Annotated in this window: 23 protein-coding genes and 2 pseudogenes; 4 read left to right on the top strand and 21 right to left on the bottom strand. The window is 47.4% G+C overall.

Annotated elements, in window-relative coordinates:
• Nucleotides 1-16 precede the first annotated feature (16 nt).
• Nucleotides 17-610: a 3-isopropylmalate dehydratase small subunit gene (gene leuD, locus PLE7327_RS09055; RefSeq protein WP_015143546.1), complete on the top strand. Its 594-nt coding sequence runs from the start codon at nucleotides 17-19 to the stop codon at nucleotides 608-610.
• A gap of 21 nt (nucleotides 611-631) precedes the next feature.
• Here leuD and apcD (PLE7327_RS09050) read toward each other — a convergent pair whose 3' ends face one another.
• The 14 genes from apcD (PLE7327_RS09050) to PLE7327_RS08995 form a co-directional block, all read right to left on the bottom strand.
• Nucleotides 632-1,141, bottom strand: a complete 510-nt coding sequence (apcD, locus tag PLE7327_RS09050) for an allophycocyanin subunit alpha-B (protein ID WP_015143545.1) — start codon at nucleotides 1,139-1,141, stop codon at nucleotides 632-634.
• Nucleotides 1,113-3,389: a phycobilisome rod-core linker polypeptide gene (locus tag PLE7327_RS09045; protein ID WP_015143544.1), complete on the bottom strand. Its 2,277-nt coding sequence runs from the start codon at nucleotides 3,387-3,389 to the stop codon at nucleotides 1,113-1,115. Before PLE7327_RS09045 ends, apcD (PLE7327_RS09050) begins: the two co-directional genes overlap by 29 nt.
• A 21-nt stretch (nucleotides 3,390-3,410) precedes the next feature.
• On the bottom strand, nucleotides 3,411-3,890 hold the full coding sequence (apcD, locus tag PLE7327_RS09040; RefSeq protein ID WP_015143543.1) for an allophycocyanin subunit alpha-B: 480 nt from the start codon (nucleotides 3,888-3,890) through the stop codon (nucleotides 3,411-3,413).
• 111 nt (nucleotides 3,891-4,001) lie between these two features.
• Nucleotides 4,002-4,487, bottom strand: a complete 486-nt coding sequence (locus PLE7327_RS09035; RefSeq protein ID WP_015143542.1) for an allophycocyanin subunit beta apoprotein — start codon at nucleotides 4,485-4,487, stop codon at nucleotides 4,002-4,004.
• An 88-nt stretch (nucleotides 4,488-4,575) separates the two neighbouring features.
• A complete protein-coding gene (gene apcD / locus PLE7327_RS09030) occupies nucleotides 4,576-5,052 on the bottom strand; it encodes an allophycocyanin subunit alpha-B (RefSeq protein WP_015143541.1) in 477 nt (158 codons plus the stop codon).
• 42 nt (nucleotides 5,053-5,094) lie between these two features.
• Nucleotides 5,095-5,238, bottom strand: coding sequence for a hypothetical protein (locus PLE7327_RS24805; protein ID WP_015143540.1), 144 nt, complete (start codon nucleotides 5,236-5,238; stop codon nucleotides 5,095-5,097).
• Nucleotides 5,239-5,258: 20 nt separating this feature from the next.
• Nucleotides 5,259-5,483: a photosystem II reaction center phosphoprotein PsbH gene (gene psbH / locus PLE7327_RS09025; protein ID WP_015143539.1), complete on the bottom strand. Its 225-nt coding sequence runs from the start codon at nucleotides 5,481-5,483 to the stop codon at nucleotides 5,259-5,261.
• Nucleotides 5,484-5,566: 83 nt separating this feature from the next.
• On the bottom strand, nucleotides 5,567-7,099 hold the full coding sequence (gene psbB, locus PLE7327_RS09020; RefSeq protein ID WP_015143538.1) for a photosystem II chlorophyll-binding protein CP47: 1,533 nt from the start codon (nucleotides 7,097-7,099) through the stop codon (nucleotides 5,567-5,569).
• Between the two features lie 39 nt (nucleotides 7,100-7,138).
• Complete coding sequence (locus PLE7327_RS23290; protein WP_015143537.1) at nucleotides 7,139-7,300, bottom strand: Photosystem I reaction centre subunit IX / PsaJ; 162 nt, start codon at nucleotides 7,298-7,300, stop codon at nucleotides 7,139-7,141.
• An 11-nt stretch (nucleotides 7,301-7,311) separates the two neighbouring features.
• Nucleotides 7,312-8,373 carry a photosystem II D2 protein (photosystem q(a) protein) gene (psbD, locus tag PLE7327_RS09015; protein WP_015143536.1) on the bottom strand — a complete coding sequence of 354 codons (1,062 nt, stop codon included), beginning with the start codon at nucleotides 8,371-8,373 and terminating at the stop codon, nucleotides 7,312-7,314.
• Between the two features lie 71 nt (nucleotides 8,374-8,444).
• The gene (psbC, locus tag PLE7327_RS09010) at nucleotides 8,445-9,878 is read right to left on the bottom strand and encodes a photosystem II reaction center protein CP43 (RefSeq protein ID WP_015143535.1); all 1,434 of its coding nucleotides are present in this window, start codon (nucleotides 9,876-9,878) and stop codon (nucleotides 8,445-8,447) included.
• Between the two features lie 219 nt (nucleotides 9,879-10,097).
• Nucleotides 10,098-11,249, bottom strand: a complete 1,152-nt coding sequence (locus PLE7327_RS09005) for a Photosynthetic reaction centre protein (protein ID WP_015143534.1) — start codon at nucleotides 11,247-11,249, stop codon at nucleotides 10,098-10,100.
• Between the two features lie 138 nt (nucleotides 11,250-11,387).
• On the bottom strand, nucleotides 11,388-12,470 hold the full coding sequence (gene psbA / locus PLE7327_RS09000) for a photosystem II q(b) protein (protein WP_041393053.1): 1,083 nt from the start codon (nucleotides 12,468-12,470) through the stop codon (nucleotides 11,388-11,390).
• A 542-nt stretch (nucleotides 12,471-13,012) separates the two neighbouring features.
• Nucleotides 13,013-13,411 (bottom strand): response regulator, encoded by a 399-nt coding sequence (locus PLE7327_RS08995; protein WP_015143532.1) that lies wholly within the window; start codon nucleotides 13,409-13,411, stop codon nucleotides 13,013-13,015.
• A 347-nt stretch (nucleotides 13,412-13,758) separates the two neighbouring features.
• Between PLE7327_RS08995 and PLE7327_RS26475 the strand changes: the two are divergent.
• Nucleotides 13,759-13,932, top strand: a pseudogene (locus PLE7327_RS26475) (iron-sulfur cluster biosynthesis transcriptional regulator SufR); the annotation flags it as partial.
• Between the two features lie 291 nt (nucleotides 13,933-14,223).
• Here PLE7327_RS26475 and PLE7327_RS08980 read toward each other — a convergent pair.
• Nucleotides 14,224-15,174 carry an NAD(P)/FAD-dependent oxidoreductase gene (locus PLE7327_RS08980; RefSeq protein ID WP_041391989.1) on the bottom strand — a complete coding sequence of 317 codons (951 nt, stop codon included), beginning with the start codon at nucleotides 15,172-15,174 and terminating at the stop codon, nucleotides 14,224-14,226.
• A 476-nt stretch (nucleotides 15,175-15,650) separates the two neighbouring features.
• Here PLE7327_RS08980 and PLE7327_RS26470 point away from each other — a divergent pair.
• Nucleotides 15,651-15,797: pseudogene (locus PLE7327_RS26470) on the top strand (NADH-quinone oxidoreductase subunit B); the annotation flags it as partial.
• Between the two features lie 202 nt (nucleotides 15,798-15,999).
• Here the strand turns inward: PLE7327_RS26470 and PLE7327_RS08975 are convergent.
• The 3 genes from PLE7327_RS08975 to dps form a co-directional block, all read right to left on the bottom strand.
• Nucleotides 16,000-16,548, bottom strand: a complete 549-nt coding sequence (locus tag PLE7327_RS08975) for a pentapeptide repeat-containing protein (protein ID WP_015143529.1) — start codon at nucleotides 16,546-16,548, stop codon at nucleotides 16,000-16,002.
• The gene (locus PLE7327_RS08970; RefSeq protein WP_041391988.1) at nucleotides 16,545-16,913 is read right to left on the bottom strand and encodes a Rieske 2Fe-2S domain-containing protein; all 369 of its coding nucleotides are present in this window, start codon (nucleotides 16,911-16,913) and stop codon (nucleotides 16,545-16,547) included. The genes PLE7327_RS08975 and PLE7327_RS08970 overlap by 4 nt, the downstream gene beginning before the upstream one ends.
• A gap of 73 nt (nucleotides 16,914-16,986) precedes the next feature.
• Nucleotides 16,987-17,565, bottom strand: coding sequence for a DNA protection during starvation protein (dps, locus tag PLE7327_RS08965; protein ID WP_015143527.1), 579 nt, complete (start codon nucleotides 17,563-17,565; stop codon nucleotides 16,987-16,989).
• A gap of 432 nt (nucleotides 17,566-17,997) precedes the next feature.
• Between dps and PLE7327_RS08960 the strand changes: the two genes are divergently transcribed.
• Nucleotides 17,998-18,588, top strand: a complete 591-nt coding sequence (locus tag PLE7327_RS08960) for a protoglobin domain-containing protein (RefSeq protein ID WP_015143526.1) — start codon at nucleotides 17,998-18,000, stop codon at nucleotides 18,586-18,588.
• Between the two features lie 354 nt (nucleotides 18,589-18,942).
• Here PLE7327_RS08960 and PLE7327_RS08955 read toward each other — a convergent pair whose 3' ends face one another.
• The 3 genes from PLE7327_RS08955 to PLE7327_RS08945 form a co-directional block, all read right to left on the bottom strand.
• Nucleotides 18,943-19,311, bottom strand: coding sequence for a response regulator (locus tag PLE7327_RS08955; RefSeq protein WP_015143525.1), 369 nt, complete (start codon nucleotides 19,309-19,311; stop codon nucleotides 18,943-18,945).
• Nucleotides 19,312-19,386: 75 nt separating this feature from the next.
• A complete protein-coding gene (locus PLE7327_RS08950) occupies nucleotides 19,387-21,990 on the bottom strand; it encodes an ATP-binding protein (RefSeq protein WP_015143524.1) in 2,604 nt (867 codons plus the stop codon).
• A 12-nt stretch (nucleotides 21,991-22,002) separates the two neighbouring features.
• Nucleotides 22,003-23,916: a response regulator gene (locus PLE7327_RS08945; RefSeq protein ID WP_015143523.1), complete on the bottom strand. Its 1,914-nt coding sequence runs from the start codon at nucleotides 23,914-23,916 to the stop codon at nucleotides 22,003-22,005.
• Between the last annotated feature and the right edge of the window lie 160 nt (nucleotides 23,917-24,076).

Below are 24,076 nucleotides of genomic sequence, written 5' to 3'. Positions count from 1 at the left end.
TTCAGCGTATTATTCCATGAGCAAGAGTGAACGGATTTCAGGACGAGGAATTCCTTTAGTTGGAGATGATATTGATACCGATCGCATTATTCCCGCGCGTTTTTTGCGCTGCGTGACCTTTGACGGGCTAGGAGCGCAGGTTTTTGCCGACGATCGCGCCCAAGCTAGCGGACAGCATCCCTTCGATCTACCTCAATACCAAGGTGCCAATATCTTAGTCGTCAACGCTAACTTTGGCTGCGGGTCTTCGCGAGAACACGCTCCCCAAGCGATTATCAAATGGGGAATTCAAGCGATCGTCGGCGAAAGTTTTGCTGAAATCTTTTTTGGCAATTGCGTGGCGAATGGCGTTCCTTGCCTTATCGCAGAACCGAAGGCGATCGAACGACTACAAGCGTTGCTACGAGAAAATCCCCAAGCTTCTATGTCCGTCGATCTAGAAACCATGCAAGTTCGCTGCGGAGATTTTAGCGCTCCCGTTTTTATGGATGAAGGTTCGCGGCAAATGCTGATGTCGGGAACCTGGGATAGCTGCGGACAACTGATCCAAGATACCGACCAAATTCGAGCCACAGCCTCAAAATTGCCCTATCTAGTCTGGGTAAGCTAAATTCCCGACGCGATTGTTGGCTTATTTATCATTCATATAATAAGGCGGTCCCGGTAAAGCAAGCGTTTGGATAATATGGTCGAAATAAGGCGTGACCTCAGCGGCATCCTCTTCGCCTAGCAACGCGATCGCCTCTTCTTTGAGACATTTTAAAGCCTCAACCCAATTAAATATAGGAATGCCCAAAGATTGGTACATTTCCTTCATGCCAATCGTGCCGATCTCTGCGAGGGGCTGCTCGTTTCCAGCTAAAACGCAGTAAGCAATTAAGCGAATATACCAGCCTTGATCGCGCTGGCAGGAAGCTGTTTTTCTCATATTGCCGCTATTGCTGGGCGTAACCGGACAACGTCGCCAAAACCTCGCCGAGCCTCTTTCTACTAACCTCTTTTCGTTTGCCGCTAGCTTGTTAGCGATGCGGATTCGCTTCTCTCCCGACTGGCAGAAATTTTGAAATAGGCGGAGTTCGCCAGGAGTAGGATAGCGAAGTTCTTCATCGGCGTTAAGAATCACTTGTTTGACTATACTCATGGGTTTCCTCCTGAACGGTAACTAGCAGAGTTGTCTCTTGAGCTTGGGTTTGACTGGCATTACGATCGGCAGCAGTTATGCGAGTCTTATTTTTTTCTTGCATTTTTTGAGCTAGAAACGTACCCGCACTAACGGTTCGGTTCAGTTGAGAGGATGACCAATGGGCGGGTTCCCGCAGCGATCGCATGGCAAATCCCCTCGGCGTTACATACCGCTCGTAAGGAACTGTATCTTCTCCAAAAGCTTCTGAGTATTCGAGGCTATCAATTATTTCGTCGATTAAGGCATAAAAGCCCTTTTTGGCACAGAGATCGTAGTAGCGACTTATTTCTGCTCGCCCGTGAGTAGGACGACCCAACAAACGCCGATGGATGTATTCGATCGCTTTGGTAATATAGAGCGAATCCCAATATAAACTGCGGAATACACGGGACTTGGCTAACTGTCTCACAAACTCTCGCATGGTAATTTCGCCGCTTTTAAGCTTGGTTTCGGCACTCACGAGACACTGACCCGAATAGACATCCCGTCCGAATACCTGTCGGTAAGCCCCTCTAATTGCCGCTTCGGCAGAGTGGATCGCAAGGTTGACGTTTGCGCCTCGATTCCCATTTCCATTCGCAGCACCATTGAGCTTCAATACTCTCGAACTCAAAGAAGGTGCTTTTCCTAGATGACTCCCATTCTTGTGTCCGTTGCCATTTCCCAAACCGCAACCAATCAAAATGCGGCGATTATCCTTACCATAAGGTGAGGGTTGGGCAGCCAGATTGCGAGTTTCTTGGGGAAAGATCGCCCCAAACTGGATTTCTAGCGGATCGTTTCCAGTACCATAGACGTGTTGATTGGATAAGGGTTTTTGGTAATTGGCGAACAGCGTAACGAACTGAGGAACTTTGCGGACAGGGGCGCTGTGTTTAAATAGATCGAACTGGGGTCCCCAGTTGCGGCATTCTTGAGCTTCTTGACCCAAACCCCGCAGGTAAGGCACTGTCTCTTCGCCAAAGTAATCGGCATATTCTTCAGAATCCACTAAAGCATCCACCAATGCAGGCAGACCGCCTTTTGACATAATCTCAAAGTGTTCTTGGAACTCCTCCAAAGAACTTAACCCACGACCGAGAAAGTGACGAAAGGCAAGTTCTATAACTCGGCTAATGGCGTAAGGTTCGTAGAACTGTCTGCGGTAGAGACGAGATTTCCCCAAAGCGCGGATAAATTCCTTCATCGAAATGTTACCGCTGTTGACCTTCGATTCGAGGTCGGATAAAGATAGTCCGTAGGCGCGGTTAATGTCGCACTCAAAGACTTGTCGGTAGGCAGCTTTAATGGCTGCTTGCTTTTCTGCTGCCGAGAAACCGGGCTTGATGACAAATTTCGATCGCGCTTCGGCACTGAGGGAATAACTTTCGGGTAGTTGCAATCCCTGCTGGTCGTTCGATACCCCTTGCCGGAGTCTGACGGGAGGTTTTTCGACTTGATAGGCGTCGATTAATACATCAAAATAGTGTTTGATAATTTCGCTGGCTTCCTCATCCCCTTTGAAGTAGGTCAAAGACTTCCAGCGCATTTCCTTGAGTGCCACCACCGTAGCCACCGTGACATCTTCGGGAATGACTCCCCGCAATCCCCTAGCATTGACTGTTAGAATACTCCCATCGCCGGCAACGATCGCATAGGTGATGTAGCGCAAAAACCAAGCCAGATCCCGCATCGACCTTTTCATTCTGACGGTGCCATAGCGAGAGATATTAATAGCTTTGAATCCCCCAGGCAGGGCTTCTCGATCGCCTGCCAACATGCCTTGAATAGCCCCCCGAAGATTCTCCCACAAGTCGCTGAGGGGATTGAAGTTGCGAGGAGGATTTATCGAACTAGGGATTTGCAGCTTCTTGAATTCGCGATCGAGTGCAGCCTCCTTGGCAAGCGCTGCTTCGGCAAGGGTTACCGGCCTCCCAAACCCCGGTAAATCTATCTTTTCTATGGGCTTCTCCAGGTAATCCATCGGATTCCCACCCCAAAAAATGCGCTTGGCACCAGCCGAGACAATTTGGTCTGCATTCTCGGTTAGGGTTTCGACAATTTGCAGCAGCTTGGCACCAGATCTAAAAAAACTCAATAATTCATCGAGTTCGCTGCGTCTTAAGCTACGATCTTGCTGTTCTGCCTGGGAAAGTAGAGAAGTCGGTAAAGTTTGATATTGTTGTGGGCGGACAACCGGACTGCCACCACTAGCATTTATACTCATTTTTTCAATCCAAAATTGAAATTAAGGCATCATTCCTTGTATCAAATAATCAAAATAAGGCGCTACCTCAGCAGCATCTTCTAACGACAGCATCTCTAGAGTCACTTCTTTGAGGCAACGCATGCATTCAACGACATTTCTGAGAGGAATTTCTAGGGATTCATACATTTCCCTTACGCCTTTGATGCCAGTTTTTTCTAAGGGTTCTATATCCCCCACTACGATCGCATAAGTAATTAGGCGGATATACCAACCTTGATCTCGCATGCAGGAGGCGCGAAAGGTTGCGTTGCCAGTATTGCTGGGTGTATCGGGACATCGCTTCCAGAATTTTTGACTCCCTCTTGCGATAATGCTTTCTTCGTTTGCTGTCAGAATCTGAGCGATCCGGAGTCGATTTTTTCCTCCTTCATAAAAATTGCGAATGGCATTTAATTCTCCGAGGTTGAGATAGCGAGCTTCGCGATCGGCGTTCGCAATAGAGCGAGTAATAATACTCATGTCGTTTTCCTTGTTTGTGATAGCGATCGAGTATTTCAGTAAAGTTAGTCGTTAGTGGATACAAGAAACTCCCTACCAACGACTAACAACTATCGATTAATCAAAAAGTCTTTAACTCAAGCCAGAGCAAATGTGGTCGAAGTAGACGCCCATCTCCTTGCCAGCATCCGGCCCTACGATATCGGCAGTCACTTCCTTCATCGCCTGTAATGCTCTTACCGTTGCACTAATAGGAACGCCTAGAGAGTTATAAGTTTCCCTCAGTCCATTGAGGATGCGCTCGTCGAGAATCGAGGGGTCGCCTGCAAGCATGGCATAGGTTGCATAGCGAAGAAAGTAATCCAAGTCGCGGATGCAAGCAGCATAGCGACGGCAGGTATACATATTGCCGCCAGGAGCAGTGATATCTGTGTACATCAGAGACTTTGCTACGGTCTTAGTGATGATAGACTTGGCATTGGCCCCAATAACCGTAGCTGCCTTGGCTCGCATGGTGCCGCTTTGGAAATAGCCCCGCAGCTTTGCGATCGCGTCGTCGTCTAGATAGCGACCTTGAACGTCAAAGGCATTGATTGCAGAAGTAATTGCGTCTTGCATAAATCTTGTCTCCTTGTGGTTTGTTATTTGTTATTGGTCATTAGTCATTGGGACAAATGGTCAATGACCAATGACCGAGGACTTATCGTTAGGACAATGCCTGAATAACGTAGTCAAAATAGGGGGCGACTTCGGCGGCATCCTCCTCACTCATCATAGATACGGCTTCTTCTTTGAGGCATTGCATTGCTACGACGATATTGGGGATTGGAATCTCCAGGGAGTTATACATCTCTTTAATCCCAATCGTGCCTATTTCTTCGAGGGGTTTCTCGCTACCTGCCAAAACTGAGTAGGCAATCAGACGGATATACCAGCCTTGATCGCGCTGACAGGAGGCTGTTTTTCTTGGATTGCCGCTGTTGCTCGGCGTAACCGGACACCGTTCCCAGAACCGGGCACTGCCATTTTGGACGAGCTGTTGTTCGTTGTCTGCCAGAAACTTTGCAATCCGAAGCCGTTGCTCTCCTGTTTTTAAGAAGTCTTGGAAGATGTGTAGCTCTTTGGGACCAGGATAGCGAGCTTCGCTATCGGCATTGAGAATTAATTCGGTGACGATGCTCATGGTTTTCTCCTTGTTTTTGACAATCAAACATTTAAAAGTGTTTTATTCTCGGTTGGCTGGGTAGGTATAGGCTGCATAGACTCCCAGGAGGACGCAAAATAATACAGCCGCTAGCAACCCTAAAGTTATTCCAGTTGCAGTTGAGGAAAACTGTCCCTCTCCGTAGGCAAAAAAGATCGATGACATCGAACCTCCTCGCGATCGCATTAATAGCTCAAGCTTTTCCAATCCACGTCAATCCCTTCCAATTGAATCGAGGCATTGACAATCTCGAGCAGCATCAACAAAAAGAAGAAAAACAACAGCATCAAAGCCAACATCAGAGGCGTAGTTCCCCAGCCAGGAATTACCTTGCCTGCTTGGGAATTAAAGCGCTTGAAAAAATATTGCAAGGGAGCAACTTTTTTGGGAGCAAATTTTCGTACTTGCATGAATTCCTCTAGTGAGTCTCGATGAAATTTTTGAAGGTTTTGGTAGGAGTGCGGGCATCCTGCCCGCACTCCTACTTGCACTCCTAAGCAACTTGCCGTTTGCGCGAGGTAACATCTCCCACTTTTTGCCAGACGCCAAATTCTACTTGCTCTTCATCAAGGTCTGGATTGATGCCAGCAAAAACATCTCGGAAGAGGGTGCGCGCTCCGTGCCAGACGTGCCCAAAAAACCAGACCAGCGCAAAACATGCGTGGAAAAAGGCAAACCAGCCTCGGTTACTGGTTCGGAATACGCCATCGGAATTGTAGGCTTGGCGGTCGAAGTCAAACGGTTCGCCGAGTTGAGCCTTACGAGCATATTGCTTCACCAATGCGGGATCGCTAATGGTTTGACCGTCGAGAAGACCGCCGTAAAAACTCACCGTGACTCCGGTTTGGTCGATGCTATACTTAGCGTCGGTGCGCCGGAAAGGAATATCTGCCCGAACGACCCCATCTTTATCGGTCATCACTACGGGGAAAGTTTCGAAGAAATTAGGCATGCGCCTCACGGTCAATTCCCGACCTTCGCCGTCTTTAAAGACGGGATGCCCTAACCAACCCGTAGCAAGTCCATCGCCATCGACCATGCGACCGACTCGGAACAGACCCCCCTTAGCAGGACTGTTGCCGATATAGTCGTAGAAAGCCAGCTTGGGAGGAATCGCCGACCAGGCTTGGTTAAGGCTTTTTCCTTCAGCTAAGCCAGCTTGCACCCGCCTGTCAATCTCTTGCTGGAAGTAACCTCGATCCCACTGATAGCGTGTCGGCCCCCACAATTCGATAGGAGTGGTGGCAGTCCCGTACCACATGCTGGCACTGGCGATAAAACCCGCGAAAAAGAAGACAGCAAGAGAACTGGCAAGTACGCCTTCTATATTTCCCATCCGCAGGAGTCGATAGAGTCCTTCTGAGGGTCGAACGACAATATGAAATAGTCCGCCGATAATGCCGACAATCCCCGCCGCAATGTGGTGAGCGACCACGCCGCCAGGGTTGTAAGGATTAAAGCCTTCCGGTCCCCAGACGGGGGCAACGCCTTGTACGTGACCTGTGAGACCATAAGGGTCTGAAACCCACATCCCCGGACCAAAAATACCGGTCAAATGAAAAGCTCCGAAACCAAAACAGAGTAAACCTGCTAAAAATAGATGAATGCCAAAGATTCTGGGCAAATCCAAAGTTGGCTCGCCAGTTTTTTCGTCAAAAAAGGTGACGAGATCCCAGTTAACCCAATGCCAGATAGCAGCCAGGAATTCGAGACCGGAAAAGACGATATGAGCGATCGCGACGGTTTCAAATGTCCAGAAACCCGGATCGTCAAAGGTTTCGCCCGTAATGCTCCAGCCCTGCCAGGAGTTCGTTACCCCCAGTCGTGCCACAAAAGGCATTAAGAAACATCCCTGCCGCCACATGGGGTTGAGAACTGGATCGCTGGGATCGTACAAAGCTAGCTCAAACAAAAGCATCGAACCAGCAAAACCCGCACAGAGGGCATTGTGCATCAGATGGACGGCAATGAGTCGTCCTGGGTCGTTTAAAACCACTGTATGGACGCGATACCAAGGTAGTCCCATGAAAGATTCTCCTTGTCTGAAAGAAGATTTAAAATTGCATCAAACATTCATATCTGTCGGTGGAAAAAAGAGTCGAAGATAAGTGCCGTCCAGCGAACCGGGGAAACAGCGATCTAACGCAGCGACCAGGGCTGAAAAACCAGCAAACAAAATAGTAGAAACTACTGGAGCGGCAATAACATAGTTCAGAAACTTCTTCATTGGTCGATCTCCTACTTAGCCGCATTACCGCGAGGCAGCACTTCATCGGGGAACTGGAAGCGTTCGTGAGGTTGATCCATCGTTGCCATCCAAGCTCGCAAACCTTCATTCAAGAGAATGTTCTTGGTATAGAAAGTTTCAAACTCTGGGTCTTCAGCTGCTCGCAACTCTTGAGAAACAAAGTCATAAGCTCTCAGGTTGAACGCTAAACCGACCATGCCGATCGCACTCATCCATAAGCCAGTTACCGGAACGAATAACATAAAGAAGTGCAGCCAGCGCTTGTTAGAGAAAGCAATGCCAAAGATCTGAGACCAGAAGCGGTTTGCAGTCACCATCGAATAGGTTTCTTCTTCTTGAGTGGGACTGAATCCGCCAAAGGTATTGAAACTCTTCGTGTCTTCAAAGATCGTGTTTTGTACTGTTGCACCGTGAATGGCACATAATAAAGCGCCTCCGAGAACGCCAGCTACTCCCATCATGTGGAAGGGGTTATTGGTATAGTTGTGGAAGCCTTGGAAGAAAAGAACGAAACGAAAAATGCCAGCGATGCCAAAGCTGGGGGCAAAAAACCAGCTCGATTGGAATAAAGGATAGACCAAAAAGACGCTGACATATACGGCAATGGGAGCGCTAAAAGCGATCGCGTTGTAGGGTCGCACTCCTACCAAACGGGCAATTTCTAACTGTCGCAGCATGAAGCCCATCAATCCTAAAGCGCCATGTAAGGCAGTAAACGTCCATAACCCTCCTATCTGACACCAACGGGTAAAGTTCCAGTTGGCTTCTGGTCCCCACAGCAGCAGCAGGGAATGTCCCATGCTGTCGGCAGGGGTAGAGACAGCGGCAGTCAGGACGTTACATCCTTCTAGGTAAGAGCTGACTAACCCGTGAGTATACCAAGCGGTAACGAAGGTAGTGCCAGTAAACCATCCTCCGATTGCTAGATAGGCACAGGGAAAGAGCAGCAGTCCCGACCAGCCAATGAAGACAAAGCGTTCGCGCTTGAGCCAGTCGTCTAACGTTCTAAACCATCCTTGGGTTGGTTGTCTGCGAGTAATTGCTATAGTCATGGTTTTTAATCATCTAAAAACTCAATTTTTTCAATTGGCAATTGCTAATTGTGAGTTGTGAATTGAATTAACTAATCTATGTCGCCCATCGAGCGAACTGGTTCGTCTTCGCGGTTAATCCCTCTGACAAAACCAGCAGCCGCCGCCCGTGCCCGACCGGCATGCCACCAGTGACCGACTAGGAAAAAGAGGGCGAAAATCAAGTGAGAGGCAGTCATCCAGGTACGCGGAGACACATAGTTAAAGGAGTTGACATCAGTAGCAAGACCTGCTACTGAGTTAATCGAACCCAGGGGCGCATGAACCATGTATTCGGAAGCGCGGCGAATTTGCCAGGGTTGAATATCATTCTGGAGTTTTTTGAGATCTAAACCATTCGTGCCGCGTAACGGTTCTAGCCAAGGACCGCGAAAATCCCAGAAACGCATGGTTTCCCCGCCAAAGATAATTTCTCCAGTCGGCGATCGCATTAAATACTTGCCCAATCCCGTAACACTTTGAGCGGTTCCTATATCCGCTCCCAGACGTTGGTCTCTTGCCAAAAACACCAATGCTTGAGCCTGAGAGGCTTCAGGGACGGTCGGACCGTAGAATTCGCTCGGATAGGCGGTGTTGTTAAACCAGATAAACATGGCGGCAATAAACGCTTGTCCGGCGATATTGCCCAAGCTTTGGGAAAGGTAAGCTTCTCCAGACCAGATGAAGACCTTATCTGTCCACTTCCAGGGTTTGGTAAAAATGTGCCAAATGCCTCCCGCAATCAGGATGCCCCCCATCCAAATATGTCCGCCGACGATATCTTCTAAGTTATCCACGCTCACGATCCAACCCGAACCGCCTAGAGGCGACTTGAAAAAGTAACCGAAGATAACTCTCGGATCGAGGGTAGGGTTGGTAACCAGGCGCACGCCACCCCCTCCCGGCAGCCAAGTGTCGTACAAGCCCCCCCAGAACATGGCTTTGCCTACCAACAGGAACGCGCCAATTCCCAGGGCAATGAGATGATAGCCGATGATGCTAGTCATCTTATCCTTGTCCGACCAATCGAAATCGAAGAAACCTGCTAGTTTCTCTGGTCCGCGCAGCGAGTGATAGAGTCCGCCAATACCGAGAACGGCAGAACCAATTAAATGGATTACCGCGATCGCAAAATAGGGAAATGTATCGACTACTTGACCGCCGGAACCGACGCCGAAGCCCAGCGTGGCAAGGTGGGGCATGAGAATGCAACCCTGTTCGTACATGGGCTTTTCTGGAACGTAGTGAGCGACCTCAAACAGCAGCATCGCTCCCGCCCAAAAAGCAATCAGCCCTGCATGGGCAACGTGTGCCCCTAAGAATTTACCGGACAGGTTAATAAAACGGGCATTTCCCGCCCACCAAGCATATCCGGTGGAAGCTTCATCGCGACCTTCGCGGGCAAGATCGAAGGTAACATCTCTGGTGGGAGCGTCTTGGACGGTTGTCCCAATTTTGACAGTAGAAGAATTAAACGGTGTTTCCATGCTTGAGTCCTTGTGAGAAACGAACGGTTGAAGTCCTAAAATCCAAGAATTTTTAAAGATATCCCCATCCCCCACTCAGTCGGAGCCATTTTTCCGACCAGCTTGGCCTTATTGCTGCTTGGTTGGCGCGCTCGCTCGCTGCTGAGTTGTCAATCGATGCCAAAACCAGCGACAACTACACAGAAAAACTAAATTGACTGACTGATGAGTGAGGTTCGCCTAAGTGCGATCGTCCATATCGAGCGTGAGTGGAAGCACCTCGCTTGAATCTAAATTCAAGGGAAAGTCTTCAAAAGGACGCTCTTGCATGGCTTCTATACCCAGATTGGCGCGATCGATAATGTCTACCCAGCTAGGAAGAAATTGTCCTTGCGATTGATAGATCGGAACCCAGCGATCGACGTTGAATCCGTCAAAGCCAAAGGCAGCGATGTCGATCCCCAAAGCAGCCGACCAAATTCCTGCCACGGGCCAAGCGGCAAGGAAAAAATGCAAAGCGCGAGAATTGGGAAAACTAAAATGCCAGAATCGCTGCATGTATCCTCGTGCCGCGCCAAAGCTGTAAGTTGGGTTCTTCTGACCTAGCCTGTATCCGGTATTAATCGATTCAGACTCGCCCGTCTTACGAATGAGCGTTGACGTGACCAACGAACCGTGCATGGCAGCTAAAAAAGCACCGCCCAATACCCCAATGACTCCTATCTGATGAAAAGGATTCATCAGGATATTGTGATCGGCTTGAAATCGCAACATAAAGTTAAACGTGCCGGAGATTCCTAACGGCATTCCCTCAGAAAAGCTTCCTTGTCCGACAGGGTAGACTAAAAACACCGATATGCAAGCAGCAACGGGAGCGGTGAAAGCGAGGGAAATCCAAGGACGCATGCCGAGGCGATAGCTCAATTCCCACTCCCGATCTTGATAGCAAATAATGCCGATCAAAAAATGCAGCACGATGAGCTGGTAAGGACCGCCATTGTACAGCCACTCATCGATTGAAGCTGCTGCCCAAATAGGATAAAAATGCAGACCAATGGCTGAGGAGGTAGGAATAACCGCAGCCGTAATCAGATTGTTGCCGCCGAGTAAAGCGCCAGTCACAGGCGCGCCCGTTGCGTCCCAATCGACTGGAGGAGCGACGATGAAAGCAATGATAAATGCGATCGCAGCCGTTGAAAGGGTCGGAATCATGATTACCCCAAACCAGCCAATATAAATGCGGTTTTCGGTACTGGTAATCCATCGACAAAATTCCTCCCACTTGGCTAATAGAGTTTCGCGTCTATTGAGAGCAGTCGTTGACTCTGTTGGAGATTCAATAGCAGAATCCACTTCAATCGAAGGCGTGAGAGTAGGCTCTTGCTGTACCATGTATTAACTCCTTACAGAAAGGGTAGGAGATAACCCCATCGCCCCGGTTTCCGAGTTTAGAGACGACGGGGGTAACTTGTTTGGAGATAGTAACTTGACTAAAGCAGACGCTCGCGTCTTTTTTGGAGAAAACTCAATCTAACTAGCAATTGCAGGGGCACGTAAAGCAACTGGGATAGCCTCGCCACTGGCAAGATCGAGTGGGAAGTTGTGAGCATTGCGCTCGTGCATAACTTCAAAACCGAGATTGGCCTGGTTAATCACATCTGCCCAGCTAGGCAACACCCGACCTTGAGCGTCGTGGATGGAATTATTAAAGTTGAATCCATTGAGGTTAAACGCCATGACGCAGATCCCCAAAGCCGTAAACCAGATGCAAATTACTGGCCAAGCGGCTAAGAAGAAGTGCAGGTTGCGGCTATTGTTAAAGCTGGCGTACTGGAAGATCAGGCGACCGAAGTAGCCATGAGCGGCAACAATGTTATAAGTTTCTTCTTCTTGTCCGAACTTGTAACCATAGTTTTGCGATTCGTTCTCGCTAGTCTCCCGAATCAGGCTAGAAGTCACTAGCGAACCGTGCATGGCACAGAAAAAAGCACCTCCAAATACACCAGCAACTCCCAGCATGTGGAAGGGATGCATGAGGATGTTATGTTCGGCTTGGAAGACGAACATAAAGTTGAACGTGCCACTAATACTCATGGGAAGACCATCGGCGAAGCTGCCTTGTCCGAGAGGATAAATTAGAAAAACGGATGTCGTGGCAGCAAGAGGAGCGCTGAAAGCAACGCAAATCCAAGGACGCATGCCGAGGCGATAGCTCAACTCCCACTCTCGTCCTAGATAGCAACACAGGGCTGGGACGTAGTGGAGAGCAATCATTTGATAGGGACCGCCGTTATATAGCCATTCGTCCATAGAGGCTGCTTCCCAAATGGGATAAAAGTGCAAGCCGATGGCGTTGGAAGTAGGAACGACGGCCGCAGTAATGATGTTATTGCCATAGAGGAGCGAACCCGTTATCGGTTCGCGGAGTCCGTCCATATCCACGGGAGGAGCAGCAATGATGGCGAGAACAAAAACCGTGGTGGAGACTCCGAGCAGTGGAATCATTAGCACCCCAAACCAGCCAATGTAAAGGCGATTTTCGGTACTGGTGACCCATTGACAAAACTGTTCCCATAAGTTAGGAATTTCGCGTTTTTGAAGAGTTGTCGTCATAGAATTGACCAGTGTTTTTTTCAGCAGAAATTTGAACTCAACAAACTCAGGTAAGTTGAGAACCTTGCGCGATCGCAAAGATTCGGGCATCTTGGCGAAATCATAGCTCTGACTCGCTCTTTACTAAACGAGCCAACAAATTCTTGGAGAATGGGGACTATCTACCCTAAGAAGTCTCGGCTTGGTTAAGCGTTTATCCAAAAGACTCCCGTGGATAGATAGCTTAAGGGTAAATTCATGCGGTATCATAGATAGACAATCCTTACTAAAAGGGTATGGAATTTCCCCTCGTCGCGGTTTCCGAGGCCAGAGGCGAGGGGATTATTTTAGGAAGCAAACATTAAAAAATGTCTTCCGAAAAATCGATTCTCCTAAAAGGGAAAAAGTGAAATTGACTGTCTTGCCCTATCGAGCAAGATTGGGAAAACGATTGACGCTGGCTAGTCAAATTAAAAAACTAGCTTGTTTAGGAGAGTACGAAAAAAACCTGAAAAACTTATGAAAGAAGTTACTGTCTTAACAAAAAGTTACAATTGAGTGGATTAGTTCCACTCTAGCGCTGCCGCAACTTGACTTGCTAGAGTTAGAAGATCGAAAGATTTAGCGATCGCTGCCCTTACTCCCGTTTGATTAAATTGAGGTAAATCTTTGGAGTGTTCCGTAGTTGTTAACAAAATTACGGGGATGCGCCGAGTAGCCGGGTTATTTTGGAGCGTTTGCACGATCGCGCGCCAGTCCGGATCGACCGTCATCTCGTCGAGATCGAGAAGAATAGCGTTAACTTGTTGAGTCTCGGCTTTGGCTATTCCCTCATTGCCCGAATCTGCTGTCAGTACTTCGCAGTTGGCAACTGTTTCTAGACAAATCTGAGTAATCTCCTGCACCGCTTTTTCCTGACTAATGAGCAGGATGCGTCGGGTTGGCAATGTTGTCATGTGCATTTGATGCTAGGAAGCTCAATGGCTTTGCTAAGTTGTTGACTGCCGTTCAAATCTTGCCAGTCCTATCTTGTAGGGTAGAGAAAAATTCTGAAAAACCGATGAAATTTTTCACTGATTTTCAATCTTTACAATTTTTTGGGCAACCGAACCCAACCAGGTTTATTTCTGGATTGAATGGTATTTTATTAGACAACTATGGCGTTGCAGAATTTGATTTTGTGCTACATTAGCAATAATTTTGTTGCTAAAAGCAAATAATTTTTGGCTCGGCGATCGAGATTATTGAGAAAAAGATTGGCGAACGGTTTCCGATTTCCCTTGCCTATTCCTGAAATAGGCAAAATTAATTTGTCCTCACCGAGCATAACTGCGCGATCGCAAAAGTTGCCAAGTTTTTTCCCGTGGTGTGCGCTCATGAATTAGAAATGTTTGCTGCTCTCTTGCCAGATTGTACGATCGAGCGAACCCATTGGATTAATGACGGCGATCGCTGCTGTGGCTATTTGATTCGAGCTAAGTGAGAACTTGAATTAGTGTTCTCGATTTGTTAAAACTATTTCGGTTTTTTAAGTCTTTAATCCTGTTCTAATCCGACTCCAAGAAGCTGAGATTTTCATAAACTCCTCAGATGTATGAGTAGTTTTCCAACCGCATTTATGACACTTAAACCCAAAAATTTTGTTTTTCTCATATTCAAAGTAGACCACATCCGAGGAATAACAATTAGGACACAACCCCTTGAGGACTACAGACTCTAAATATTGTATTTGTTTGGCATTTGACATAATTCATCAAACATCCAAAAAAAGACATTAACTCCAGTCAGGTCTAATATTCTTGCGTTGATTCAGGTAGCGGTCAATTGCCATCGCGGCAATACAACCGTCTGAAGCGGCGACGACTGCTTGTTTAAAAGGGGTGTTACGGATATCGCCAACCGCCCAAACGCCAGGTATATTAGTCTGCATCATCTCATCGACCTTAACGCCACCATCGGGTTTCAGTTCGATCTGACCGCCTAAAAAATCTGTAATTGGTTTGGCACCTTGCAGATAGATGAAAACGCCTTCAACCGGAGCAATTGAGATTGGCTCCCGACCTTTGGGAAGTACTTCAACCGCCGTGACACCGCTTTCCTCGCCGTGGATCTTCAGCAGACGAGTTTTGCTCCAGAGTTTGACCGACTGATGAGCTAGTAGGTTCTCGGCATGACCATTAAGCGTTGCTGGGTCTTTAGGAGTGACCCAGTGGATTTTAGCAGCAAACTTCGTAAGTACGTAGGCTTCTTCAATAGCTTCTTCGCTGCTGCCGACGACGACCACCTCGCGATCGCGCATAAAAGCCCCATCGCAGGTAGCGCAGTAGCTTACTCCCCGACCTAAATACTCGGACTCGCCAGGAATCGAGGCAACCCGACCCATTGCGCCAGAGGCAAGTACGAGTGCGCGACACCTAAAAGTCCCTTCTGGGGTATAGACTTTTTTCTGGGAATCGCTGACATCGATCCCGAAAACTTGTGCCCGCTTATAGTCAGCGCCAAATTCAATCGCTTGCTCGCGCATTACCTCTAGCAATTCGTCGCCGCCTACCTCACCCCGCACACCGGGATAGTTAGCAATCTTATGAGTAACGGCGAGTGCGCCAGCTGCCGGATTTTTGTCGAGGATGATTGTTTTTAGGTCAGATCGTGCCGTATAGAGGGCACAAGTACAACCTGCTGGTCCGCCGCCAATAATGACAACATCGTAATCAAAGTAATCCATGGCCCTACTTAGTCTAAACTCTAGTTGTTTCACCCCTCCGACTTTCACATGCACATATTGAACTTGCATATGCATATATTGATTTGAAGAAAACCGCTACCGCGCCTCACGACGGCAGCGGTTAGAAGGCGAGGAAAAAAAGTCAGCCAGGAGTCCTTAGATTATTTCCAAGTATTTAGATTTTCCTTGCTTATCGTTTCGTTGTTTAACTTTTTAGTATCTCGTCCTTACTTAAACAACAAAAATGTTGTTTAAGTCATTGCTTGCTAGTTTAGCAATATTCATCTTGCTAAAGTCAAACAACAAAGATAGCGATTTATTGCTTATATAAATAAAAAATGATTTTAATTAGGCAATTATATTCACTTTTCTCTTGTAAGCTTGATTTTTTTAACACTAATATTTAAAAATTTCTGCCAAGAGAGCGATCGCTAAAAATTAGCTTCAGCAACTTTTTTGTTGCTAAACTAGCAATAGAGGCAATTATTGATGCGATCGAGAAGTTAAGAAAGAAGATTGCCGATCGATCTATCCAAGAGCGAGCAGCTTCGATGCAGCAAACCCATCGTTACCATAGCATCGCTCATAAGATGAAAGCGATCCCTCCTATTCACGATGGCAAGTCATATTAAATCCGGTTAAACAACCGCAATACCCAGTAGTGCGAGCATCCTGCTCGCGATCGGGACGTATGCGCTTACGCGCACGCTACGCTTGCCGCACTATATATTATGGCTAATTAAACGGATTTGATATCACAGTTAAATCAGTAAAAAATCAATGCTGTTGGGTAGGAAGCTCTCGATTTATCAGGACAGGAGTAGTTTACTTATGGATAGTGCCATCGGGCATAATCGTCCAAGCTAGATTTAAATCGGCTATGTCTGCGTTCCTTAAATCGACTTTTGCCTGCTTCAGGTTGGCTCCCCGCAGAATAACCAAACTCAATTTTGTTCCATTTAAGTTAGCTTCACCCAAATTAGCCGCGCTTAAATTAGCTTCGTTGAGATTTGCCCAGCTTAAGTCTGCCTTGGTGAAATTGGCTTTACTTAATTCTGCCCGCTCCAGATTAGCGCCGCGCAGAGTTGTCAGAATCAACTTGGCATCAATTAAATTAGCACCTTGCAGGTTAGCTCCTGTTAAATTGGCACTATTGAGGTTTATCCCTCTCAGGTTTGCTTGACTCAAATCTGCCCCGATCAAATCTGCTCCGCTTAAGTCTGCCTCGCTGAGGTTGATTTTCCACAGACTTACCCCATTGAGGTTGATTTCGTGAAAATTCCTTTCTCCTCGTGCATATCGACTTACCAATTCTGCCACGTCCATGTCGTCTTGATACGCTCTCCCTTTAAAGGAGAAAAAATTCGCGCTCATTCCTTTCGATCTCCGTGAAACTCAACTAAGATCTCATCGCCTTCCACCCGCACCCGATAGTGTTGCAAAGGTTTTAAATCTCGCTCTAAATAAGTAAGGTCAGCTGGATAAACATTGCGGGGATAGAGATTTTTCCCAGTCCTCACGTCATAGCGGTAGTAATGCCAAGGGCATTCGATAATGCCCTCGTTCTCATACAAATGCCCTTTCTCCAGAGGACCATTTCGATGGGGACATAGGGCATCGATCGCATAAAATTCTTGACCTAGGTTGACTAGGAGCAGGCGCTGACCGTTAATTTCAACAGCTAGTAGGCTGTTTGGAAGCACCTCGCTGACTTTTGCCACTTTAACGAACTCGCTCATAGCATTCAAGGGCGAAGGATGAAGTCTGAAAATCTCTTCGACCTTCACCCTTCCCTTCAGCTTTTATTGATATTTATGCTTTCTGATGGTGGTTGGGTACTACCAAGAAGCGGGAAGTATAGGGAGATTCCCCAGGCGAACCCCGGCGGATATGACCGGAGGGTCCTTCGCCCAGAAACTCGGAGAACCAGGCTTCATGTTCGATTTCCTCGTTGAGGATAGCGAGGGATAGCTCGTAGGTGCGATGATCTTTGCCGAAAGTCATATTGCAGATATCTGTATAAACTCTGATAGCGCAACGTTCGGCTTCTACCAGTACTTTGAGCATCTCCTTGACATCTCGCGGGTTCTGAGGAAGGTATGCATCGGGACAAGCGGCATCGTTGGCAAAATCCCGAATATCTCTGGGCAATTCGCCGCCTAGCTCGTAAATTCGGGGCACCAGCGCTTCAAAATGATTTCGGTCTTCTAAGCGAGCATCTTCGATAATTTCTTTGAGTCCTTCGCCTTCAAAACCAATGGCGTTTACCCGGAGGATCGTGTAGTAGTAGTAGGTAGTAAACTCAGCTGCTGCTGCGCGAACCAGTTTCTTGACCAGTTCTTCGGTATTGACACCAGTATCTCTTACAACTTGCTGTGCAACTTGTGCCATAGTCGTTCTCCTCTTAAATAAGTTTGTAAAAAAGAATTTTTTAAACCAGGTAGTCATGAATTAACTTGGTAGTGGATCGGCAGTTAACGCGCGATCGCTGAGTTTAAGATCGAGCAAGTCCCTTGAGGCGATCGCTGTTGCGATGGTGCTTCTTTGATTCACAAACTCAAACTCGTAATGAGTTTGTATATCTGCCTACTTCAATGTTGTACGAATGCCAAGATAATGTGTGATTTTTGATACAAAAATTAAAAATTTTTTTTTAGTCTTTTCTTTATCATAAAAGTATTATAAAAATCTGTAGCCTATCGAACAAAATTTTTAGACTATCTAAATTTTCTGTAAATTTATGTAAATTTAGAAGTCTGCACCGACGCACAAAAACCAGTTCAGCTGGAATCAATTGTCCTCTCAAATTAAGAGGAGGTAAAAATGACGACTGCGGCAATCCCTGGCTATACCTACGGCACTGAGACAGTAGCCAAGTCTCCAATCTCGATGGAAGACTTTGAACTTATCAAAAAAACCGTACTTTTTACAGAGGAAGATGAAAAGTATTTGCACTTAGCTGGTGAAGTGCTTCAAGACCAGGTTGAGGATGTGCTTGATGTATGGTACTCCTTTGTCGGCTCTCATCCTCATTTAATTCGTTACTTTAGCACGCCTGATGGAAAGCTAATTGAAGAATATCTTATGGCTGTTCGCAAGCGCTTCGGTCAGTGGATTTTGGATACTTGTCAGCGTCCCTACGATCGCGATTGGTTAAACTATCAGCAAGAGATTGGTCTACGGCACACCCAGGAGAAAAAAGGTCAGACAGACCACGTTCAATCCGTTCCTCACATCGGACTTCGATACATGATTGCCTTCATCTATCCAATTACGGCAACAATTAAGCCCTTTTTAGCCAAGAAGGGGAACAGTTCTGAAGAAGTCGAGAAGATGTACCAGGCATGGTTTAAATCAATTGTTTTGCAAGTGACGCTTTGGAGTTATCCTTACGCTAAGCAAGGGTATTTTTAAAGTATTAGTCGCCAGGAAATGAATTTTCCGGCTTATTGCTCAAGCATCAACGCCTAGAACTAAAGTTCTAGGCTCAAAGCTCAACGAATTTCCTATCGAGTCTTCTAAAGAAGACTTTTTCGATCGGACAAGAAATTAATTGCAACAGCAGTTGTCAAAAATAGCACAAGATCTCAGTTTTAATGAACTCAAACGCTTATGCAGTCCTATGCAAGACGACTTTCTCTATGAGGCAGCGATAGAACATCGAGGGGCGGATTGCTGTTGTCTAACTGTCGTCAAACAGAATGACTGCAAAGTATTGGTTAAAATAGTTTTTAGATACAGTTAGATCCTGAATTTTCCCGTCAAATTTTATCCTGTCTTTAAAGCGTCGATCACTTGGTCGGAGAGCGTAAAAGGATCGTAGGGCTTGAGAATCACGGCTGCCACATCTAGCTGGCTAAATCGACGCTGTTCGGCAGGCTGGGCTTTGGCAGTAAGCAAAATGACGGGAATCCCGTTGGTAGCCGGAGAGGCTTGCAATTTCTCCAAAGTTGCCAGGCCGTCCATATCGGGCATCATCACATCTAGAAGAATAGCATCGGGTTGTTCGGCTGCTGCTTTGGCTAATCCCTCCCTGCCCGAACTAGCTGTCAGCACCTCCCAATCCCCCGTTACTTCCAGACAGATCTGGGTTGCTTCCCGGATATCGTCTTCGTCATCAATAATCAGGATACGCATGATTAACTTCAATTCGCAATTAACAATTGACAATTCGCAATTAGAGTCCGACTATTGCAAATTGCCCATTAGTCACTAATGACTAATGGGCAACGTGAAGTAGAAAGTGCTGCCCTCTCCTAGAGTACTCTCAGCCCAGATCTGACCGCCATGCTGTTGTACGATGCTTCTGCAAATGGCTAATCCCAAACCCGTGCCTCCTTGATGGCGCGAATCAGAGGCATCGACTTGCTCAAAGCGATCGAAGATCGTTTCCAATTTATCGTTAGGAATGCCTCGCCCCCGATCTTGGATGCGAAATAAGACTGTTTGCTCGTCTTGCAACTCGGCAGATAGTAAAACCGTGGTGTTGGGCGGCGAAAATTTAATCGCGTTACTGAGCAAATTGGTTAGGGTTTGGATAATGCGATCGGGATCTGCCCAGATCTGAATCGATACTGGTATGACACAGAGACGGATTTCGGCTTTTTCCGCCATTGCTTGCATCACTTCCACTGCCTGCGCCATGAGGTCGGCAGCTCGGCAAAGCCGTTTTTCCATCGTCACTTTACCGGATTTGATGCGCTCTAGATCGAGGATATTGTCGAGCAAGCGCACCAAGCGATTAGAATTCTCAAAGGCAATTTCTAGCAGGCGCTGACTTTTGATGGGTTGGGCGTTGAGCCGACCGCTCATGAGTACGCCCAAGGCGCTGCGAATAGAAGTCAAGGGCGTTCGCAATTCATGGCTTACTACAGAGACAAATTCATCCTTCATCCGCTCTACGATCTGTCGCTCTGTAATGTCTTTGAAGATGACCACTGCACCGACGATCGCGCCTTGTTCTCGGATTGGGGTGCTGACGTACTCGACGGCGAAACTAGATCCATCCCGCCGCCAAAAGATCTCCTCGGCAATGTGATGGACTTCTCCGGTGGACAGAGTGGCATGGATAGGGCTTTCTTTTGGCAGATAGGGAGTTCCATCTGGCTTCGAGTGTTTTAAGACCGCATGCATGTATCGATCGACGAGTTCTTCGACTTCATATCCCAGCATTCTGGCGGCTGCGGGATTGACGAAGGTGGTTTTTCCCTGAAGATCCAATCCAAAGATTCCCTCGCCCGCCGAGTTTAGGATTAACTCGTTTTGATGGCTAAGTCGTTCTAAAGACGCTTTTGCTTGTTGGCGCTCTCCGATTTCCCGCATTAGTTCAGTATTGGCACGCTGCAATTGGGTCGTCCGTTCTTCTACTCGTTGCTCTAGTTCGGCATTCAACGCACAAATCTGGATCTCGGCAAGCTTGCGCCTTTCGATATCTTTAGCTAAATCGGCATTAAGTGCCTGGACTTGTCGATATAATTCATATTGATGGATTGCCATGGCGAAGTGGTTTGCCAGCGATCGCGCGAGTTCGATTTCCGAGCTAGTCCACGATCGCGCTTGCCCCTGCTTTAACTCGCGCCAGGTCTCAAAGGATTGTCTGGGACGTAGATTGCGCGGAGCGTCGCCATCGGGTCTTCCCGCCCAGAAAATTTCGGTGTCGATCGCTTCTCTAAAAATACTCAAATACCCCAAAAACTGCTGCCGATATTGCAGGCGAATTATCAGCACGCCGCGAATCCCAGCCGCCAGAAATGCAGTCGCCAAATCGGATGGCAATAAAGCTTGATGTAAATCCGCGATCGCCCAAACTTCGCTTTCTTGACTAACTTGAGCTTCTTTATCTAACCATGCTTGCCAATCGGGATGCTCTTCAATAGGATTTTGGATTAATTGTCCCCAAGTCTTCTTATCGCTTCGTCTCCCCATCCTTCTGTCTTCCGACTTCTGAGTTGCCAATGGCTGTTTCCCACAGACAAACCGTTGTGGGGCAATGCACACTCTACCTCCCACTCCCTCCAGAGCGGAGACGGTTTGTTCGAGAGCTTGTTGCACCTGCATCTCAGTCATGGAGTGCAGCAGCGTCGCTACTCGGTTGATCGTTGCTTCTTGTCGAGCTTGAAGGCGCGTTCCTTCGAGCAAAATCGCGTGAGCGATCGCGATCGACACTTGGTCGGCAACTAACTGCACGACCTGTAATTCTCGCTCCGTCATCCGTCGCGGTAAACTGTGATGAGAGACCAGCAGCCCCCACAGGCGCTCGCCGTGTAAAATCGGGATTACCAGCGACGATTTTACTCCCATCGCCGTCAAATATTCTGCATGACAGGGATCTACCGGTCGAAATCGGATATCTTCTTCAGCTAATGGCTCTCCCGTTTCCGGGCAATCTAGGGGACTCAAACCGATTTGTTGCGAGGTAACATCGACAATCGATCGCAAGCGTGCTTTGAGATAGAGTTCTCGAATCTCTTCTGGAATGTCTTGGGCTGGGAAATGTTGTCCGAGCAGGGATGGTAGGCGCATCTTTCGTACTGACTCGGCAACTACTTCTCCACTCCCATCTCCATCGAATCGATAAACCATCACGCGATCGGTTTCCAAAAAGTCGCGGACTTCGGCGACAGTAGCAGAGAGGATCTCCGACAATTCCAGCGATTGACGGATGCGATTCGTCATCCGGTGCAACAGAATGGCGAGGGAATCAAGGTTCTGTCGCCCGCTGGAGCTGGCGGCGGTGTGTTTTTTTTCAACCTTCCTGCCAGAGACAGAATTAGACGATAAGAGGGCGTTTTGGGGAGATTTTTTGGGTTTGACCATCGGCGAGCGTCTCTATCTCAACTGAGGATTATTTGCGTTTGTTAAACTTCGTAGAGTGTGGACTCGTTCGAGACGATTGAGAATGCGATTCACCAGCTCCGGTCCGATGAGAGACTTGCTGATGCGATCGTCGCCACCCGCTCTCAAGATCTGGTTTACCGTGTCCTCGTCAGTGTGAACTGAGACAAACACAATTGGCAAACCGCACCAATAAGGGTCGTTGCGCACGACTCGGCACAGTTCGATGCCGTTAAAAATTGGCATTTCTACGTCAAGAATAAGTAAATCTGGCGAAAATTTGGCTAAAGTTTCCCAAAATCTCGATGGCTCTTCTAAGGTTGTCACTTTAATTCCCCAAATTTCCAGTAATGTCTTCATCACGTATAGCATCTGCGGGTCGTCATCGACTACCATGACTTTGGCAACTCTCCTGCGAATCTGCTTCAGGACTTTGTTCATTGTGGCCAGTCCCCGTTCTGGTAGTTGAAGTTTCTGAAAAAAAGCGCGATCGCACAATCGAGCCGCCTCGATCCGAACGGTTAAATTATCGCTACTCGTCAAGAAGAGTACGGGAGTCGGTGGTGTTTGGTTAATTAGGTTGGCCAGAAAAGCGAGATTGTCTTTGGCAGCATTAGTCAGAGAAAAAACCAGTAATACCACATCTAAAGACCCATGAGCTAATGCCTCTTTGGCTGCTGTTATGCTTAGCACTAGCCGAATGCGGATTTTCGATGCCACAGCTAATTCGACCAAACGCCTCGCCGCTTTGGCATCGTCACTAATAACTAGGAGAACGGGCGAGCGATGACGAGCTATCGGTTCGGCTATCTGACTAGCAGATGATTCCTCTAACAACTGCCGCAAAGCTACTACTCGCTTAGACAGATGGGAACTTCGAGTTGGAACGATAGTTTTCTTCGAGAAGACCTGCTCTATTTCTTTTGCTAGACGCGATCCCTCCGGAAAACCAAAAACGCCCAAGGTTCCTGCCAACTTATGCGCTGCTGCTTTAGCTTGTTGCCGGAGTTCTTCATCTAAGGCATCGTCCCGCAGAGCTGCTGTCGCTTGCTCTAAAATGGTGACTCTCGCTTTAGTCTGTCCTTGAAACTTTTCCCAAACGACCTTCAATCCCGATTTAGTTTGCTGGGCGATCCGCGATCGCGTAGCGTCTGAGTAGGAGATAGCGATCGAGGAAGAAATCGCGCGTTTATCCGTTGCAGATGGCGCACAAGACGCTTCCGACGCACTTGGGGCCGATGATTTTAGCCGATATCCGATCCCATAAACCGTTGCGATCGAATCGGGCGGACTTCCAGCTCTTTTGAGTTTCTGTCGCAAACTTTTGATATGAGCGGTAATCGTATCTTCACTTGGTGTTTCTTCCACCGACCAGAGATTTTCCAGAATTGTATTGCGCGTCAACACTTGCTGGGGGTTGCGCAGGAAAAGCTCTAGCAATCGATACTCTTTGGGAGTTAAACGTAGAGGCTGACTGCCATAACTGGCTTCGCAGGTATTGGGGTCGAGACGCAGGTCTCCCCATTCCAGAACTGGAGGGATCAATGAATTTTTCCGACGCAGCAGGACGCGAATGCGAGCTAGTAATTCTGGAAGATCGAAGGGTTTAACGACATAATCGTCTGCTCCGGCGTTTAATCCTGTCGTTTTATCGGTACTGGAGCTTTTAGCAGTTAGCAGTAAGATGGGAGTGCGATCGCCTCGCGATCGCAAGCGCTGGCAAAACTCAATTCCGTTGAGTTTGGGTAACATTACGTCAAGCACGATTAAATCGTAGGCAAATACCTCTACTAGTTCCCAACCCATTTCGCCGTCTGTAGCTGCATCCACGACGTAATGTTGCTCGCCTAAAACTCTTTCGAGAGTCTCGGCGATAGATTTATCGTCCTCGACTACTAAAATTCTCATGCTTTATTACTTTATCTGCATCAATGCTGCAGATTTTTATTGATAAAAGTCTATGATTTAATCGCACAAAGGATTGACTCGGATTTTAAGCAGTCAATATTTTTCTTTTTAGCTAAAAAATTAAATTGAATTTATTAAAGTTTAATTTTTTTTTACATTT

Origin of the sequence: Pleurocapsa sp. PCC 7327 (assembly GCF_000317025.1) — a bacterium.
Taxonomy (GTDB): domain Bacteria; phylum Cyanobacteriota; class Cyanobacteriia; order Cyanobacteriales; family Microcystaceae; genus Hydrococcus.
Note: the sequence above shows the minus strand (reverse complement) of the source record. Positions and strands in the feature narration are given on the sequence as shown.